Raw genomic sequence first — 16,568 nt, forward strand, 5'->3', positions numbered from 1 at the left:
CCATGCTGGAATTTACATTACTCAAGACCGACACGAGCGGCCTGACCAAGGCACGCCGCGGCACCTTGAAACTCAACCATGGTGTCGTGCAGACGCCGATCTTCATGCCAGTGGGCACTTACGGTTCCGTGAAAGCCATGTCGCCGCTGGAACTCAACGAGATCGATGCACAGATCATCCTGGGCAACACGTTTCACCTGTGGTTGCGTCCAGGCAACACGGTCATGGAAAAATTCGGCGGCTTGCACGGTTTCATGGGCTGGAACAAGCCGATCCTGACGGACTCGGGCGGATTCCAGGTGTTTTCGCTGGGCGCCATGCGCAAGATCACGGAAGAGGGCGTGCATTTCAATTCGCCCATCAACGGCGATAAACTGTTCCTCTCGCCGGAAGTGTCGATGCAGGTGCAGCGCGTCTTGAACTCCGACATCGTCATGCAGTTCGACGAATGCACGCCGTACGAGATCCAGGGCCGCCCGGCCACCATCGAGGAAGCGGCCAAGTCGATGCGCATGTCCTTGCGCTGGGCGCAGCGCTCGAAGGACGAGTTTCACCGCGGCGAGAACCCGAATGCGCTGTTCGGCATCGTGCAGGGCGGCATGTTCGAAATGCTGCGCGACGAGTCGCTGGCCAAGCTCGAAGAGATCGACTTCCCCGGCATCGCCATCGGCGGCCTGTCCGTCGGCGAGCCGAAGGAGGACATGATGCGCATGCTGGCCCACGTGGGCCCGCGCCTGCCGGCCAACAAGCCGCATTACCTGATGGGCGTGGGTACGCCGGAAGACCTGGTGGCGGGCGTATCGAACGGCATCGACATGTTCGATTGCGTCATGCCGACGCGTAACGCCCGCAATGGCTGGCTGTTCACCCGTTTCGGCGACATCAAGATCAAGAACGCCAAGTACAAGGAAGACCAGGCGCCGCTCGACGAGACGTGCAGTTGCTACGCCTGCCGCAACTTCTCGCGCGCCTACCTGCACCATCTGCACCGCTCCAAGGAAATCCTCGGCGCGCGCCTGAACACCATCCACAACCTGCATTACTACCTGGACCTGATGCGCCAGATGCGCGAGGCGCTCGATGAAGACCGTTTCCACGCGTTTACGCTGCAATTCCATGCGGAACGGGCACGCGGAACTTAAGAAAAGCTTAGCTTGCGCCCTGGCGGCAGCAGGGCCGGAAGTTTTGTGTATTGGTGCTTGGACGGGGGCGATAAAGCATTGCATAATGCCTTTTTAGCCCCACTTAAAGTTGCCATGCCTGCAATTCGGGTTATGACGTATAGCCAATGCTAGAATACAGCGCTATTTTTTCAAACTGATTAGAACTGGAGTCACCGTGTTTTTCATTTCCAACGCTTATGCGCAAGCCCCAACCGACGCCCTGGGCCTCGGCGGCAACCTGACCAGCTTCCTGCCGCTGGTATTGATGTTCGTGGTCATGTATTTCCTGATGATCCGTCCACAGCAAAAACGCGCCAAAGAACAACGGGCGATGATGGACGCGCTGGCCAAGGGTGACGAAGTCGTCACCGCCGGCGGCATGCTGGGCCGTGTTGTCAAGGTAGTGGACGCTTACGTCACCATCGAAGTGGCGACCGGCACCGAAATCACGGTGCAAAAGAGTGCCATTACCACCTTGCTGCCTAAAGGCACCCTGAAGGCACTGTAATTTCTCGCTGTCATTGCCTCGGCAATGATAGACCCGGGGCGGCTATCGGCCGCCCCTCGCGACGCCTCCGACGCTCAACACTGAACGCTGAATCACTATGAATCGCTATCCTGCCTGGAAATACATCATCATCGTCGTCGCCTTATTGCTGGGCGCACTCTATACGGCGCCCAACTATTTCGGTGAGTCACCGGCGCTGCAAGTAACCAGCGGCAAGTCGACCGTCAAAGTGACGGGCGAGCTGATGACGCAAGTCGAGCAAATATTGACGAAAGAGAACGTCAAGTCGGAAGGTGTCACCATGGATGGCGCCGGCAACCTCGCCTCCGTGCGCGTGCGGTTCGCCGATCCCGATACCCAGTTCAAGGCGAAACTGGTGCTGGAAAAGGACCTGAATCCCGATGCCAGCGACCCCGCGTACATCGTGACGGTCAACCTGCAAGCCAATACGCCGATGTGGATGCAAAAATTGCATGCCTTGCCCATGTTCCTGGGCCTGGACTTGCGCGGCGGCGTGCACTTCCTGATGCAGGTCGATGCGAAAGCCGTACTGAACAAGAAAGTCCAGGGCGTCCAGTCCGCCGCGCGTAGCGTGTTGCGCGACAAGAATATCCGCCATGCGGGCATCGAGCGCGTAGGCGACAGCGTGCAGATCAACTTCCGCGACGCGGAAACGCGCCTGAAGGCAAAGAATGTCCTGTCCGACCAGATGACGGAACTGGCGTTCGCCGATGCGGGCGAAGGCAGCGATTTGAAATTGAACATCACCCTGAAGCCGGCGGCCCTGAAGGCGACCATCGACGAAGGCGTGAAACAGAATATCTCCACCCTGTCCAAGCGCGTCAACGAGCTGGGCGTGGCCGAACCGCTGATCCAGCAGCAAGGTCCCGACCGCATCGTGGTGCAACTGCCTGGCGTGCAGGACGTGGCCCGCGCGAAAGCCATCATCGGCCGCACGGCGACCCTGGAAGTGCGCCTGGTCGACGAAAGCATCGTGCCCGGCACCGAACTGTCGAGCGCTATTCCGTTCAACTCGGAATTGTTCACCGTCGGCAAGGGCGTGCCTGTCGTACTGGCGAAAGACGTGATCCTGACGGGCGACTATATCTCCAGCGCCACGGCCAGCTTCGACCAGAACCAGCAAGCGGCCGTGTCGATCGACCTGAACGGCGACGGCGGACGCAAGATGCGCGAAGCGACGCGCGAACGCGTGGGCAAGCGCATGGCCATCGTGCTGTTTGAAAAGGGCAAGCCGGAAGTGCTGTCGGTCGCGACCATCCAGCAGGAACTCGGTTCGCGCTTCCAGATCACCGGCATGGGCGGCGCGGAAAACGCGAATGAACTGGCGCTGCTGCTGCGCTCGGGCGCCCTGTCCGCACCGATGACCGTCATCGAAGAACGCACGATCGGACCGCAGCTGGGCGCGGAAAACATCGCCAAGGGCTTCCACTCGACCTTGTACGGTTTCATCGCCATCGCCATCTTCATGATCGCCTACTACATGTTGTTCGGCGCCTTCAGCGTGCTGGCCCTGGCCACCAACCTGCTGTTGCTGGTCGGCTTGCTGTCGATGATCCAGGTGACCTTGACCTTGCCAGGTATCGCCGCTATCGCGCTGGCGCTGGGCATGGCGATTGACGCCAACGTGCTGATCAATGAACGTATCCGCGAAGAGCTGCGTGCCGGCAATACGCCGCAAGCGGCGATCGCCGCCGGCTTCGACCGTGCCTGGGCCACGATTCTGGACTCGAACGTGACCACCCTGATCGTCGGCCTGGCGCTGCTGGCCTTCGGCAGCGGCCCCGTGCGCGGCTTCGCCGTTGTGCATTGCCTGGGTATCCTGACCTCGATGTTCTCCTCCGTGTTCGTGTCGCGCGGCGTGGTCAACCTCTGGTATGGCCGCAAGAAAAAGCTGACGACCTTGTCGATCGGCACGGTGTGGGTGCCGGGCGCCAGCAAATAAGCGACGGCCCCGACTCACCCAATAGCGTCAACAGCGATCGCGTCCGGTGGCCCAGCCGCCGGACGCACAGAATAGAACTCAGAGGATTTCATGGAATTTTTCCGGATCAAAAAAGATATTCCCTTCATGCGCCATGCGTTGATTTTCAACGTGATTTCGGCCGTGACCTTCCTTGCCGCCGTCTTCTTCCTGGTGCACAAGGGCTTGCACCTGTCCGTCGAATTCAAGGGCGGTACCCTGATGGAGGTGAAATACCCCAAGGCGGCCAATCTTGAAGGCATACGCGGCACCCTCATCGCCATGGGCTATGAAGAGCCGGGCGTGACCAGCTTCGATACGGCGCGCGACGTGATGATCCGCCTGCCGGTGGAAAATGGCGTCAGCGCCGCGAACACCTCGCAGCGCGTGTTCGAATCGCTGTGCAAGGCCGAGCAGGGCACGACCAAGGCCATCGACACCGTCACCGCCAAGGGCGAACATGTGCTCAAGAGCGCCTGCATGGACACCGCCGGCAATGAAGCGGTGGTACTGCAGAAGGTTGAATTCGTCGGCCCGCAAGTGGGCGAGGAACTGGCGCAGAACGGCTTGAACGCGCTGGTGGTGGTGATTATCGGCGTGATGATCTACCTGGCCATCCGCTTCGAATGGAAATACGCTGTCTCGGCCATTATCGCCAACTTGCACGACGTGGTGATCATCCTGGGCTTCTTCGCTTTCTTCGAATGGGAATTCTCGCTGACGGTGCTGGCGGCGATCCTGGCGGTGCTCGGTTATTCCGTCAACGAATCGGTGGTGATCTTTGACCGTATCCGCGAAAACTTCCGCAAGCAGCGCAAGGCTTCCGTGCATGAAGTGATCGACAACGCGATCACCAGCACCATTTCGCGTACCATCATCACCCACGGCTCGACCCAGATGATGGTGCTGTCGATGCTGGTCTTCGGCGGCCAGACCCTGCACCACTTTGCACTGGCGCTGACCATCGGTATCTGCTTCGGTATCTACTCGTCCGTGTTCGTCGCGGCCTCGATCGCCATGTGGCTGGGCGTCAAGCGCGAAGACTTGATCAAGCCGATCAAGGAAAAAGACGAAACCGACGGCGCCGTGGTGTAAGCGCAGGTTTTTTGCAGGTCGAATGAGGAACGATCACCGTTTGCGGTGGTCGTTTTTTTATGGTGGATGACGATGAAGCGTTTGATAGTGATGGGCATCATGGCGGGCATCGGCACCTTGGTCAATGCCGCGCAATTGAGCCGAGTGGACAGCGGTGCCATCGCCCTGCGCGGCCCGATTGCCGAGGGCGACGTGGACACGCTGCGGCAGCTGGCCACGCCTGGGACGACGCTGTTGCGCGTGAACAGCGAGGGTGGCGATGCGCAGGCGGCCATGCAGCTGGGCCGCTACCTGCGCCGGCAGCAATGGGATATTGCCGTTGACACCGTGTGTGCGGGCAGCTGCGCCCTGTATGTCTTCCCGGCCGCGCGGTACAAGCGCATTCCGGCCGATGCCGTGCTGGCGCTGCAGGAATCGGCATTCCTGCGCGCGCAGGCGAGTCCGGCACAGATGCGCCGCACCCTGGCCGAGGCTGGCGTGGCGGCCGAGGACCTGGAGCGCGAAACGGCGGCGCTGGCGGCCCAGTTGACGGAGACTGCGGCGCAGGAAGCGGCGTTTGCCTCGGAACTGGGCATTGCTTCCGCCTTTTACCGCGATTTCCCGCAAGTGGCGGCGCAGGCCGAGAGCGTGCGCCAGCGCTTTCCCGACCAGGAGGCGGCCGTCCACTGGTGGCCGGCCGCCGCCCGCCTGCAGCGCTGCTACGGCATCGCCGGCGTGGACGAGGGGCCGCGCGCGGTTCGCCTGGCGCCCGGTGGTTATCTGTATGTGCCGGCCCTGTCGGCCCTCGTCATGGGCGACCAGGCCTTGCAGGACTGTCCATGAGCCGCAGCGGCCGCTTGTTCCTGCTGATGGACGCCATGCGCGCCAGGCGCGTGCCCGTCACGGCGGCCCAGCTGGCGCAGCAGCTGGGCGTATCCGAGCGCACGATCTACCGCGATATCCAGACCCTGGCCGAACTGGGCGCACCCTTGCAGGGCGAGGCGGGCATCGGCTACGTGCTGCGCCGCGGCGCCTTCCTGCCGCCGCTGATGTTCGGGGCCGATGAACTGGAGGCGCTGGTGCTGGGCGCGCGCTGGGTGCGCCGGCAGGGCGACGCGGGCCTGGCGCAGGCGGCCAGCAATGCCCTGGCCAAGATCGCGGCGGCCTCGCCGCGCGACTTGCGCGACAGCATGGCCGAGACCAGCCTGTGGGTGCCGCTGGGCCGCCCCGCCGATGGCACACAGCCGGCCGACCGCTACGTGCAGCCCGTGCGCGAGGCGATCCGCTACGAACAGAAACTCACGCTTGCCTATCAGGATGAGCACGGCAGCGCCACCTTGCGCACGGTGTGGCCCTTCGCCCTGGCCTTTTTCGAGGGCAAGCGCCTGCTGGCCGCCTGGTGCGAACTGCGCGGCGATTACCGGCATTTCCGCATCGACCGCATCGCCAGCGTGCGGCAGCATGAGGAGCGCTATCCCACGCGGCGCCACGCCTTGCTCGACACCTGGCGCAAGGCGCATGAGATTGATCCGGAATCCTGATATTCGCTCCTGACAAAAACTGTCAGTGACGGCAACTACGATGGTGGCTTCTTCACTCACCGGAGCCTTTGCCATGCGCCTGTACCATCACCCCATGTCCTCAAATGCCCGCCGTGCCCTGATGACGGCGATCCACCTCGGCCTGCCGCTGGAACTGGCCGAAGTCGACCTGATGAATGCGGACGACCGCCGCCGTCTGCTTGAACTGAACCCGAACGGCAAGGTGCCCGTGCTGGCCGACGGCGCTTTCCTGCTGTGGGAATCGTGCGCCATCATGCAATACCTGGCCGAGCAGGTGCCGGGCCAGACGATTTATCCGCAGGCGCCGCAGGCGCGCGCCGACGTCAACCGCTGGCTGTTCTGGGCCGCGCAGCACTTCGCGCCCGCCGTCAGCGTGCTGGCCTGGGAACGCGCGTGGAAGGGCATGACGGGCAATGGTCCGGCGGACCCGCTGGAAGAGGCGCGCGGCGAGCGCGACCTGCATGAGTGCGCCGTGGTGCTGGACGCGCACCTGGCGGGACGCAGCTGGATCCACGCAGACGATGTGACCCTGGCCGATTTCGCCGTGGCCGCGCCGCTGATGTACAGCGAGGCCGTGCGGCTGCCGCTGGCGCAGTACCGGCATATCCAGGCGTGGTTGGCCCGCGTGCGGCAGCTGCGCGCCTGGCAGGAAACGGATGTCGAACTGCTGCCGGGATAATCTGCGCGCTAAGTGTGCCAGCGCACGGAGCCGGCGCGGCACACCGCATAAGATAGGGCTGTCTCTTTCAGGACATCCCTAGCTTTGGACTTTACCCGCTTTCGAGCGGGTTTTTTTCGCCGTTATTGGCGCTTGCTGTTGATGGCGAGTGCTCACATTTAGCGCGTGAAGCACATCAATGCACGAGCACCTTCAGCAGCGACTGCACTTCATCGTCCGATTCTTCCATGATGCTCGACAAGGTCGCATCGTCGCCGATCACGCAATCGATGCTGCCGGCGGCGCGCGCGGCGCGCACGGCGATGGCGGCCGGGCTTTCATTGAGGGGCGACGAGACGGGCGCCAGGTCATTCGCCAGCAGCAGGGTGTCGCCCAGCGATTCGGGCGGAATGGCGCGCAATCCTTCCCACAGCGCATCGATGGCGCCCATCACCGCTTCCGGCACCTTCAGCTTGGTCAGGACGCCATGGCCGATGGCCTGTTCGCCATGCTCGACCCAGTCCTGCGGTTCGCCATCGAGGATGCCGGGGAATTCGGCCGCGCGCGACAGCAGATAAAAGCCGCCCACTTCATGCATGATGCCGGCAAACAGGGCAGTATCGGGATCCACCTTGGTCACGCGGCGGGCCAGTACCTGCGACAGGGCCGCCACGTGGGCCGTATGTTCCCATAGCTGGTTGGCCTTCGCCTGCAGCGCGGGATCGGTGATGGTGCTGCCCAGCTGGCGCACGATCAGCGATGCCACCACCGACTGCAGGGTACGCACGCCGAGCCGTTGCACGGCGTTGCGCACGCTGGTGATTTCATTGCCGGAACGGTTGAACGCCGCCGAATTGGCGATGGCCACTGTGCGCGCGGCCAGCAGCGGGTCAGCCTGCACCAGCTTGGCGGCGGCCTCGATATGGCAGTCGGGATCGGCCAGCGCCTCTTGCAGCTTGAGCGAAGCGTCCACATTGGCAGGAAAGGTCAGCTCGCCACGAGCGGCTTGCGCGGCGATGCTTTTAAAGGCGTCGAGTCTGTTCATTGAAAAAATTATACTCGCAATATTTCCGTGCGGAACTTTTTAACCGTGATCTTTTCGCAAACAGCTGGACAAAAGGCAAGCAAAGCCCCGTAAACGGAAAAAGGCATGCCTATATTGTTGACATGCCTCTTTTTAACGACAGCGATCGTCACAGCGCTGGACAGGACGACTGCGCAGCAGGTCCTGTTCAGCGCTACTACAGAACTTCGCTGAAGATCGCGTCGCAGCCTTCCACCAGCTCGTCGCTGTCTTCCAGCTCATCCGTCAAGCCCAGGTCGAACAGTTCCTCGACGGCGTTCATGAAGCTGTTGTGCTTGGTGGCGCCGATCAGGCGGTAGATTTCGCCGTCTTCGTTGCGCACGCCGATGATCAGTTTTTCCTGGCGCACCAGTTCCGGCGTGCTGGCATTGAGCAGCAGGTTGCCGATGATGTGTTTATCGAAATGAGCGGGCTTTTTGCCTTCGAGCAGTGAGGTTTTCAACTTGGTTTCCTTTGTCTTGTTTGAATGTCTGTGCTTGGTGAATGGTCAGCCGTGACCGTTGGCGATCGCGTGTTTCAAGCCTGCCAGGGTGCTTTCCAGACGTATGAAATCGTCTTCGGTATAGCCGTCGAACAGGCGCTGGCCTTGCTTTGTCAGCTTGGGGAACACGTCATGGAACACCTGTTCGCCCTCGCAGCTCAGGCGCACGTAATAGGAACGCTTGTCGCGTGGACAACGTTCGCGTATCACCAGTCCCTTTTGTTCCAGCCGGTCCACCACGCCCGTCAAAGTCCCCTTGGTAATCAGGGTTTTCTGGCCCAGTTCCTTGTAGGACATGCCGCAAGTGTTGCCGAGCGTGGCAATGATGTCGAATTGCGCATGCGTCAAGCCGTACTGGCGCACGAAGTCGCTAGAAAACCGCTCGAAGCCTTGCATGCATTCGGCCAGCAGCCGGATACTTTTTAAATATCGTTCACCCATGGCAGTGATTATATCCTTCCGCCCCGCTTTTTTCCGCCGCGCCAAGATGCGCCCCCGCATGAGGGTCTCGCTGGGGCGGAAGTCCGGTATCATGTGGGCAACTCAGCCCTTGCCCCGATCCCGCCCCGCCGATGTCCTTCGCTAATCTTTCCCGTATCGGCCTCGACAAACCGCTGCGTTTGCTGCTGGTGCATGCCGGCGATGCCGAGTCGATCACCTGGGCCGGCCTGGTGCAGCCGCTGCGCCTGTGCGCGCGGGCGCTGGGGTCGCAGGCGTTCCAGCTGGACGTGCGTACGCCGGAACAGGTAGCCGCGCAGGGCGGCCACTGGCATATCGCGCTGCTGGTGGCCGATGAAACGCAGGCGCCGCTGCGCGCCGAGCTGTGCCGGGCCGTGATCGAGCGCTGCCGTTCGGCGCCGTTCTGGGGCGGCGTGGGCGCCGCCGTGCTGTGGCTGGCCGACGCGGGCGTCATGGATGGCGTGCGCATCGCCCTGCCGTGGGCCTTGTATGCCGATGCGGAAGCGAAGGCAGAACGGGCCATCCTGACGCCGCATTTGTTCGACATCGACGGCCCGCACATCACCTGCTGCGGCGGCGCGGCCAGCATCGATTTTTCTCTGACCCTGATCGAGACCATCTTTGGCGCCGACGTGCAGGCGCTCGTCAAGGAAGCGCTGTGCGTGGACAAGGTGCGCGGCAAGGAAGAGCGCCAGCGCGTGGCCCTGCAGGCGCGTTTCGGCGTATTGCAGCCGAAGCTGTCCGAAGCGGTGACCTTGATGGAAGCCAATATCGAGGAGCCGTTGTCGACCGACGACATCGCCAGCCTGGTGGGCCTGTCGCGGCGCCAGCTGGAACGGCTGTTCAAGCAGTACCTGGGCAGCCTGCCGTCGCGCTACTACCTGGAGCTGCGTTTGCAGCGCTCCAGGCAACTGTTGCTTGATACACATTATTCCATCGTGCAAGTTGGCCTGATGTGCGGCTTTTCCTCCGGCTCGCACTTTTCCACGGCGTTCGGCACCCTGTTTGGCAATACCCCCGCGAAGAGCGGCAGCGCAAGCTGATGCCGCCGGTCTAGCCAGCATCCAGGCAGCTGTGATGAATTGTGAAAATCCTTGTCGCAGATTCAAAAGAGTTTTAGCATCCCGCTTTTTATAATGCAGTACACACGTAGCTGTCGTAGCTGCGGAGTACCTAACATATTGATGGGGAAATGCTATGAATGCCAAGCTTGATTCGACCGTAACGGCTCGTCCAGTCACCCGGGAAACCTTTGACCAGGTCCTCGTTCCTACCTACGCCCCTGCAGCCATGGTGCCCGTGCGCGGTTCCGGGCTGGATCTGTGGGACCAGTCGGGCAAGCATTACCTCGATTTCACCTCCGGCATCGCCGTCAACAGCCTGGGCCACTGCTATCCGGCCCTGGTCGACGTGCTGACCAAGCAAATCAATAATTTGTGGCATTTAGGCAACGGCTATACGAACGAGCCTGTGCTGCGCCTGGCGCTGGCGCTGACGGAAGCGACCTTCGCCGACCGTGCCTTCTTCTGCAACTCGGGCGCGGAAGCCAACGAAGCGGCCCTGAAGCTGGCGCGCAAGTACGCGCACACCAAGTTCGGCGCGCACAAGTCGCGCATCATCTCGTGCTTCAGCTCCTTCCACGGCCGCACCCTGTTTACGGTCTCCGTCGGCGGTCAGGCCAAGTACACGGAAGGCTTCGAGCCGCTGCCGCCGTCGATCGACCATATCGCCTACAACGACATCGAAGCGGCGCGCGCCGCCATCGGCGATGACGTGTGCGCCGTGATCGTCGAGCCGGTACAGGGCGAAGGCGGCGTGGTGCCGGGCAATCCGGAGTTCCTCAAGGAGCTGCGTGCCCTGTGCGACAAGACCGGCGCGCTGCTGATTTTCGACGAAGTCCAGAGCGGCATGGGCCGCACTGGCGCGTTGTTCGCCTACATGGGCTACGGCGTCACGCCGGACATCCTGACGGCCGCCAAGGCGCTGGGCAACGGCTACCCGATCGGCGCCATGCTGACCACGAATGAACTGGCGCAAACCCTGGCCGTCGGCACTCACGGTACCACCTACGGCGGCAACCCGCTGGCCGCCACCGTGGCCCTGACCGTGCTGGAGACGATCAACACGCCGGCATTCCTGGCGCGCGTCAAGGAAGCCAGCGTCAACACCATCGCCATGCTGCAAGGCTTGATCACGGATTACCCGCAAGTGTTCTCCGTGGTGCGCGGCAGCGGTTTGCTGCTGGGCCTGGTCGTCAGCGATGCCTGGAAGGGCCGCGCGAAAGACATCCAGAAAGCGGCCGAAGCGCAAGGCTTGATGGTGCTGATCGCCGGCATGGACGTGGTGCGCCTGGCACCGGCCCTGATCGTCTCGGACGAGCAGATTGCCGAAGCGGGCCGCTTGCTGCGCGCCGCCATCGACGGCATGCTGAAAGCCTGAGGCTAGCCTCGCTCCCTGTTTGATCACCGGCCCGCCGCTTTGCCGCGGGCCGGCTTGGTTCTACCCGGGTTTTCAGCCCATGTATCGTCAGCATTGAAGGAGTACCCATGTATGTTGTCCGTCCGGTAGAAATTGCGGATATTGCAGCCCTCGAAGCGCTGGCCGCGGTAACCATGCCGGGTGTCCATACCCTGCCGAAGACGCGCGAGAAAATCGCCGCCTCCGTCGAGCGCTCCATCGCCTCGTTTGCCGCCCATGTCGACATCCCCAGCGAAGAGTCGTATCTCTTCGTGCTTGAATCCCTGCTCGACAAGAGCATCGCCGGCACGGCCGCCATCTTCGCCTCGGCCGGCTCGAACGGCACCTATTTTTCCTTTCGCAACGACGTCATCCAGCAAGTCTCGCGCGACCTGAACATCAGCCACAGCGTGCATGCGCTGACCCTGTGCTCGGAACTGACGGCCTATTCGCAGCTGTCCGGCTTCTACGTGCGCAACATGGAGCAGGCGGGCCTGGAAGCGGCCCTGCTGTCGCGCGCGCGGCTGCTGTTCGCCGTGCTGGCGCCGCACCGTTTCGGCGACCGCTTCTTCGTGCCGCTGGCCGGCATCACGGACGCCAACGGCCAGTCGCCATTCTGGGATGCGCTGGGCCGCAAGTTCTTCCAGATGGATTTCCTCGATGCCGAAAAAGTCATCGGCGGCGCGCGCAACCGCACCCTGATCGTCGAACTGATGCCGCACTACCCCGTGTACGTGCCGCTGTTGCCCGGCGACGCGCAGGCGGCCATGGGCCAGATCCACCCGAGCGGCGAACTGGCGTTCAATCTGCTGACGGAAGAAGGTTTTGAAGCGGACGATTACATCGACATCTTCGATGGCGGCCCGATCCTCCAGGCGCACAAGCATGCGCTGCGCTCGTTTACGGGCTCGCTCACGCGCCGCGTCGTCGCAGGCGTCACGCCCAGCCGCACGGGCCTGAAAGTGCATTACGCGATCGCGTCGGGCGCGGAGCGCAACTTCCGCGCCGTCACCTTCACCTGCGATGCGCTCGAAGCGCAGGACACCGTCGGCTTGCCGGCCGAGCTGCTGGAAGCGCTGGCCGTGGCCGAAGGCGACAGCGTCATTTGCGTGCGCATCTAACCGAGAGAACATTATGCTAGTAGTACGCGCCATCAACGCCAATGACCTCGATGCCCTGTACGGCCTGGCCAGCCAGGTCGGCACCGGCATGACCACCCTCAAGCCGGACATGAAAATGCTGGGCGACCGCCTGGCCATCGCCTGCGCCTCGTTCGCCGAAACCATCGCGCCCGAAAAGCGCGACTACATGTTCGTCATGGAGGATACGGACACGGGCCGCCTGGCCGGCGTGTGCGCCATCAAGGGCGCCGTGGGCCTGGAAGAACCGTTCTATAACTACCGCATCGGCACCCTGGTGCATTCCAGCCGCGAACTCGACGTGTTTACGCGCATGGAAACCCTGTACCTGTCGAACGACCTGACGGGCAGCACGGAACTGTGTTCGCTGTTTTTGCATCCCGATTACCGCAGCGGCAACAACGGCAAGCTGCTGTCGAAAAGCCGTTTCCTGTTCATCGCCCAGTTCCCGCACCTGTTCACGGAAAAGCTGATCGCCGAAATGCGCGGCTACCAGGCGCCGGACGGCAGCTCGCCGTTCTACGAAGGCCTGGGCCGCCACTTCTTCAAGATGGATTTCCACCACGTCGACGACCTGACGAGCCTGGGCAAGAAATCGTTCATCGCCGAACTGATGCCGCGCCAGCCCATGTACGTGGCCTACCTGCCCGACGAGGCGCAGGAAGTCATCGGCAAGGTGCATCTGAGTACGGCGCCCGCGCGCCGCCTGCTGGAACAGGAAGGCTTGCACTTCGAAGGTTATGTCGACATCTTCGACGCCGGTCCCGTGCTGCAGGCGCGCGTCTCTGAGCTGCGCGCCATGCGCGACAGCATGCCGGCCGTGCTCGATGCCGCGACTGTGCCAGTGCCTGCGCCTGAAGCGTGCGGCGACGCCGCCCAGGCCGAGCCTTACCTGGTGTCGAACACCGACCTGAAAGATTTCCGCATGATCGTCACCAGCGCCAATCCGCACAGCGGCAAGCTCGCGCTGGACGACGATGAACTGCATCTGCTGCGCTGCCATCAAGGCGATACCGTGCGCACCTTGTCACTCAACCCGAGGAAGCATCCCCATGTCTAATGTGAATACCACGCAATCGAACTTCATCAACGGCGCCTGGCTGCCGGGCACGGGCCGCGAACTGGTCACCATCGATCCGTCGAACGGCAAGCAGACCTGGGCCAGCCTGGAAGCGACGGAAAACGAAGTCGGGCAAGCTTGCCAGGCCGCCCGCGCCGCCTTTGAAGCGTGGGCCGATACGCCCGTCGACGAGCGCATCGCCATCTGCGTGCGCTTTCGCGAGCTGCTGAAGGAACACGCCGAGGCGCTGGCGCTGCTGATCTCGGAAGAAGTGGGCAAGCCGCTGTGGGAGTCGCGCACGGAAGTGGCCACCATGGCCAACAAGATCGATATCTCGGTGCAGTCCTACCACGCGCGCACGGGCATCACGCAAAGCAAGATCGCCGATGGCGACGCCGTGCTGCGCCACCGTCCGCATGGCGTGTTCGGCGTCTTCGGCCCATACAATTTCCCCGGCCACCTGCCGAACGGCCATATCGTGCCGGCCCTGATCGCCGGTAACACCATCGTCTTCAAGCCCAGCGAATATGCGCCGCGCACGGCCATCAAAACCGTGCAGCTGTGGCAGCAGGCAGGCCTGCCGGACGGCGTCGTCAACCTCGTCAACGGCGGGCGCGACACGGGCGTGGCGCTGGGCGCGAATGCGCACCTCGATGGCGTGCTGTTTACGGGGTCCTGCCAGACGGGCATCAGCCTGCACCGCCAGTTCGGCGGCCAGCCGGGCAAGATGCTGGCGCTGGAAATGGGCGGCAACAACGCCCTCGTCGTATGGGACGTGAAGGACGTGGACGCCGCCGTGCACCACGCGATCTTCTCCGCCTTTGTCTCGGCCGGCCAGCGCTGCACCTGCGCGCGCCGCCTGGTGGTACAAGATAACGCAGCCGGCGCCGCCTTCGTCGCGCGCCTGGTGGAAGTGGCGGCGAAACTGGGCATCGGCGCGTCCGATGCGCAGCCGCAGCCATTCATGGGACCCGTTGTCTCGAGTGCCGTGGCCGCGCGCCTGGTGCAGGCGCAGGCGGACATGGTCGCCAGGGGCGGCAACACCCTGCTGCAGATGCGCCAGCTGAATCCCGAGGCGGGTTTTGTCACGGCCGGCATCGTCGACGTTACCAACGCTGTCGGCATCCCCGACGAGGAATGGTTCGGCCCGCTGCTGCAGGTGATCCGCGTGGCCGATTTCGATGCGGCCCTGAAGGTCGCCAACGCCACCGAATTCGGCCTGGCCGCGGCGCTCTTGTCCGACGATCCGGCCCTGTGGCAAACCTTCCAGACGCGCGCGCGCGCCGGCATCATCAACTGGAACCGTCCCACCACGGGCGCGGCCAGCACGGCGCCGTTCGGCGGCATCGGCAAGTCGGGCAACCACCGTCCGAGCGCCTATTACGCGGCCGACTATTGCGCCTACCCGGTCGCTTCGATCGAGAACAGCGTATTGGAACTGCCGGCCAAGCTGTCGCCCGGCCTGAATTTTTAAGGAACTCCCATGCACAGCACGCGCGAATACAATTTTGACGGCCTGGTCGGGCCATCGCATAACTATGCCGGACTGTCGTTCGGCAACGTGGCCTCGTTCAGCAATGTGAAAAGCGCTTCGAATCCGAAGCAGGCCGCCTTGCAGGGCCTGGCCAAGATGCGCGCCCTGGCCGCGCGCGGCTTTGCGCAAGCCTTGCTGCCGCCGCAGGACCGGCCGAATTTCCGCCTGTTGCGCTCCATCGGTTTCACGGGCAGCGATGCCGAAGTGCTGGCGCGCGCCTACAAGGAATCCCCTGTGATTTTGGCCTGCGCCTATTCCGCCTCGCCCATGTGGACGGCGAATGCCGCCACGGTCAGCCCATCGGCCGATACGCAGGATGGCCGCGTGCATTTCACGGCCGCCAACCTGAATAACAAGCTGCACCGCGCCTTCGAGCACGCGCAGTCGGCGCGCAGCCTGCGCGCCATTTTCAGCGATGCCAAGCACTTCGCCGTGCACGACGCGCTGCCGTCGACGCCCGCCTTTGGCGACGAGGGCGCGGCCAACCACACGCGCCTGGGCGCGAGCCACGGCGCGCCGTCCGTTGAATTGTTCGTGTATGGCCGGGTGGAGTTCGATCCCTCCGCGCCGTCGCCGAAGCGCTATCCGGCGCGCCAGACCCTGGAAGCGTCGCAAGCCGTGGCGCGCCTGCACGGCCTGGACGCGAAGCGCACCGTGTACGTGCAGCAGAACCCGGAAGTGATCGACCAGGGCGTGTTCCATAACGACGTCATCGCCGTCGGCAATGGCAATGTGCTGTTCTATCACGAGCAGGCGTTTGCCGATGAAGGGGAAAGCCTGTCGCAGCTGCGCCGCGCCGTCGCCGCCACCGGGGCGGAGCTGCAAGCCTTGCGCGTGGACACGGGCCAGGTACCGATCGCGGACGCCGTCAGCAGCTATCTGTTCAACAGCCAGCTGCTGACGAAAGAGGGCGGCAAGATGGCGCTGGTGATCCCGCAGGAATGCCAGGAAAACCGCGCCGTGTCGCGCTACCTGGAAGGCCTGGTGGCCAGCGGTGGCCCCATCGATGAACTGATCCATTTTGACCTGCGCCAGAGCATGCGCAACGGCGGCGGGCCCGCCTGCCTGCGTTTGCGCGTGGCCCTGACGCAAACCGAGGCGCGCGCCATGCACCAGGGCGTGATCATGACGGAAACGCTGTACCATCGGCTGGTGCAGTGGGTGGAAAAGCACTACCGCGACCATCTGGAGCCGGGCGACCTGGCCGATCCGCAGCTGGCGCTGGAAGTGCATGCTGCGCTTGAAGAATTGACGATCATCCTCAACTTACCTGGATTGTACGACTTGTAGGCGATAGAAAAACACACAGAAAATCCGAGACAGACTATCCGTAGCACAGAATTGGACGGGCGACCCCCGTCTCTTGACACCGCTGCCGCCCAGCCACAAGCCCGAACGACAGCGTTGG

Annotated in this window: 15 protein-coding genes and 1 pseudogene; 13 read left to right on the forward strand and 3 right to left on the reverse strand. The window is 63.0% G+C overall.

The window, feature by feature from the left end:
- Nucleotides 1-2 precede the first annotated feature (2 nt).
- The 7 genes from tgt (at nt 3) to ACRHIG_RS04905 (ending at nt 6,967) form a co-directional block, all read left to right on the forward strand.
- Nucleotides 3-1,142 carry a tRNA guanosine(34) transglycosylase Tgt gene (gene tgt / locus ACRHIG_RS04875; protein WP_034745502.1) on the forward strand — a complete coding sequence of 380 codons (1,140 nt, stop codon included), beginning with the start codon at nt 3-5 and terminating at the stop codon, nt 1,140-1,142.
- Between the two features lie 196 nt (nt 1,143-1,338).
- Nucleotides 1,339-1,671: a preprotein translocase subunit YajC gene (gene yajC / locus ACRHIG_RS04880; protein ID WP_298403037.1), complete on the forward strand. Its 333-nt coding sequence runs from the start codon at nt 1,339-1,341 to the stop codon at nt 1,669-1,671.
- A 97-nt stretch (nt 1,672-1,768) separates the two neighbouring features.
- Nucleotides 1,769-3,634 carry a protein translocase subunit SecD gene (gene secD, locus ACRHIG_RS04885; protein WP_475414191.1) on the forward strand — a complete coding sequence of 622 codons (1,866 nt, stop codon included), beginning with the start codon at nt 1,769-1,771 and terminating at the stop codon, nt 3,632-3,634.
- Nucleotides 3,635-3,724: 90 nt separating this feature from the next.
- On the forward strand, nt 3,725-4,747 hold the full coding sequence (secF, locus tag ACRHIG_RS04890) for a protein translocase subunit SecF (RefSeq protein WP_070220687.1): 1,023 nt from the start codon (nt 3,725-3,727) through the stop codon (nt 4,745-4,747).
- A gap of 72 nt (nt 4,748-4,819) precedes the next feature.
- Nucleotides 4,820-5,569 carry a hypothetical protein gene (locus ACRHIG_RS04895; RefSeq protein ID WP_475414190.1) on the forward strand — a complete coding sequence of 250 codons (750 nt, stop codon included), beginning with the start codon at nt 4,820-4,822 and terminating at the stop codon, nt 5,567-5,569.
- Nucleotides 5,566-6,267, forward strand: coding sequence for a helix-turn-helix transcriptional regulator (locus ACRHIG_RS04900; RefSeq protein ID WP_475414189.1), 702 nt, complete (start codon nt 5,566-5,568; stop codon nt 6,265-6,267). The genes ACRHIG_RS04895 and ACRHIG_RS04900 overlap by 4 nt, the downstream gene beginning before the upstream one ends.
- 73 nt (nt 6,268-6,340) lie before the next feature.
- Nucleotides 6,341-6,967, forward strand: coding sequence for a glutathione S-transferase family protein (locus tag ACRHIG_RS04905; RefSeq protein WP_489629522.1), 627 nt, complete (start codon nt 6,341-6,343; stop codon nt 6,965-6,967).
- A 175-nt stretch (nt 6,968-7,142) separates the two neighbouring features.
- On the opposite strand, the gene ACRHIG_RS04910 is transcribed toward ACRHIG_RS04905, so the two are convergent.
- From ACRHIG_RS04910 to ACRHIG_RS04920, 3 genes are all read right to left on the reverse strand, one after another.
- Nucleotides 7,143-7,991, reverse strand: coding sequence for an HDOD domain-containing protein (locus tag ACRHIG_RS04910; protein WP_475414187.1), 849 nt, complete (start codon nt 7,989-7,991; stop codon nt 7,143-7,145).
- A gap of 196 nt (nt 7,992-8,187) precedes the next feature.
- Nucleotides 8,188-8,472, reverse strand: coding sequence for a hypothetical protein (locus tag ACRHIG_RS04915; protein WP_230539226.1), 285 nt, complete (start codon nt 8,470-8,472; stop codon nt 8,188-8,190).
- A 45-nt stretch (nt 8,473-8,517) separates the two neighbouring features.
- A complete protein-coding gene (locus ACRHIG_RS04920) occupies nt 8,518-8,952 on the reverse strand; it encodes a MarR family winged helix-turn-helix transcriptional regulator (RefSeq protein WP_475414186.1) in 435 nt (144 codons plus the stop codon).
- A 131-nt stretch (nt 8,953-9,083) separates the two neighbouring features.
- On the opposite strand from ACRHIG_RS04920, the pseudogene ACRHIG_RS04925 reads away from it, so the two are divergent.
- The 6 genes and pseudogenes from ACRHIG_RS04925 to astB all read left to right on the forward strand — a co-directional run bounded on the left by ACRHIG_RS04925 (nt 9,084) and on the right by astB (nt 16,450).
- Nucleotides 9,084-10,027: pseudogene (locus ACRHIG_RS04925) on the forward strand (GlxA family transcriptional regulator).
- A gap of 140 nt (nt 10,028-10,167) precedes the next feature.
- A complete protein-coding gene (gene astC / locus ACRHIG_RS04930; RefSeq protein ID WP_230539223.1) occupies nt 10,168-11,409 on the forward strand; it encodes an acetylornithine/succinylornithine family transaminase in 1,242 nt (413 codons plus the stop codon).
- Nucleotides 11,410-11,516: 107 nt separating this feature from the next.
- Nucleotides 11,517-12,548: an arginine N-succinyltransferase gene (locus ACRHIG_RS04935; protein WP_489629523.1), complete on the forward strand. Its 1,032-nt coding sequence runs from the start codon at nt 11,517-11,519 to the stop codon at nt 12,546-12,548.
- Nucleotides 12,549-12,561: 13 nt separating this feature from the next.
- Nucleotides 12,562-13,626, forward strand: a complete 1,065-nt coding sequence (gene astA, locus ACRHIG_RS04940; RefSeq protein WP_475414183.1) for an arginine N-succinyltransferase — start codon at nt 12,562-12,564, stop codon at nt 13,624-13,626.
- A complete protein-coding gene (astD, locus tag ACRHIG_RS04945; RefSeq protein ID WP_475414182.1) occupies nt 13,619-15,100 on the forward strand; it encodes a succinylglutamate-semialdehyde dehydrogenase in 1,482 nt (493 codons plus the stop codon). The genes astA and astD overlap by 8 nt, the downstream gene beginning before the upstream one ends.
- 9 nt (nt 15,101-15,109) lie before the next feature.
- Complete coding sequence (gene astB / locus ACRHIG_RS04950) at nt 15,110-16,450, forward strand: N-succinylarginine dihydrolase (RefSeq protein ID WP_475414181.1); 1,341 nt, start codon at nt 15,110-15,112, stop codon at nt 16,448-16,450.
- Nucleotides 16,451-16,568 lie beyond the last annotated feature (118 nt).

The organism is Janthinobacterium sp. C22 (assembly GCF_057919405.1).

Bases quoted from the DNA above. Each gene is read 5' to 3' on its own strand.
- astC (WP_230539223.1), top strand. From the start codon at position 10,168: ATGAATGCCAAGCTTGATTCGACCGTAACGGCTCGTCCAGTCACCCGG.
- astB (WP_475414181.1), top strand. From the start codon at position 15,110: ATGCACAGCACGCGCGAATACAATTTTGACGGCCTGGTCGGGCCATCG.
- astD (WP_475414182.1), top strand. From the start codon at position 13,619: ATGTCTAATGTGAATACCACGCAATCGAACTTCATCAACGGCGCCTGG.
- secF (WP_070220687.1), top strand. From the start codon at position 3,725: ATGGAATTTTTCCGGATCAAAAAAGATATTCCCTTCATGCGCCATGCG.
- ACRHIG_RS04910 (WP_475414187.1), bottom strand. From the start codon at position 7,991: ATGAACAGACTCGACGCCTTTAAAAGCATCGCCGCGCAAGCCGCTCGT.
- astA (WP_475414183.1), top strand. From the start codon at position 12,562: ATGCTAGTAGTACGCGCCATCAACGCCAATGACCTCGATGCCCTGTAC.
- ACRHIG_RS04905 (WP_489629522.1), top strand. From the start codon at position 6,341: ATGCGCCTGTACCATCACCCCATGTCCTCAAATGCCCGCCGTGCCCTG.
- ACRHIG_RS04935 (WP_489629523.1), top strand. From the start codon at position 11,517: ATGTATGTTGTCCGTCCGGTAGAAATTGCGGATATTGCAGCCCTCGAA.
- ACRHIG_RS04895 (WP_475414190.1), top strand. From the start codon at position 4,820: ATGAAGCGTTTGATAGTGATGGGCATCATGGCGGGCATCGGCACCTTG.
- ACRHIG_RS04900 (WP_475414189.1), top strand. From the start codon at position 5,566: ATGAGCCGCAGCGGCCGCTTGTTCCTGCTGATGGACGCCATGCGCGCC.
- secD (WP_475414191.1), top strand. From the start codon at position 1,769: ATGAATCGCTATCCTGCCTGGAAATACATCATCATCGTCGTCGCCTTA.
- tgt (WP_034745502.1), top strand. From the start codon at position 3: ATGCTGGAATTTACATTACTCAAGACCGACACGAGCGGCCTGACCAAG.
- ACRHIG_RS04920 (WP_475414186.1), bottom strand. From the start codon at position 8,952: ATGGGTGAACGATATTTAAAAAGTATCCGGCTGCTGGCCGAATGCATG.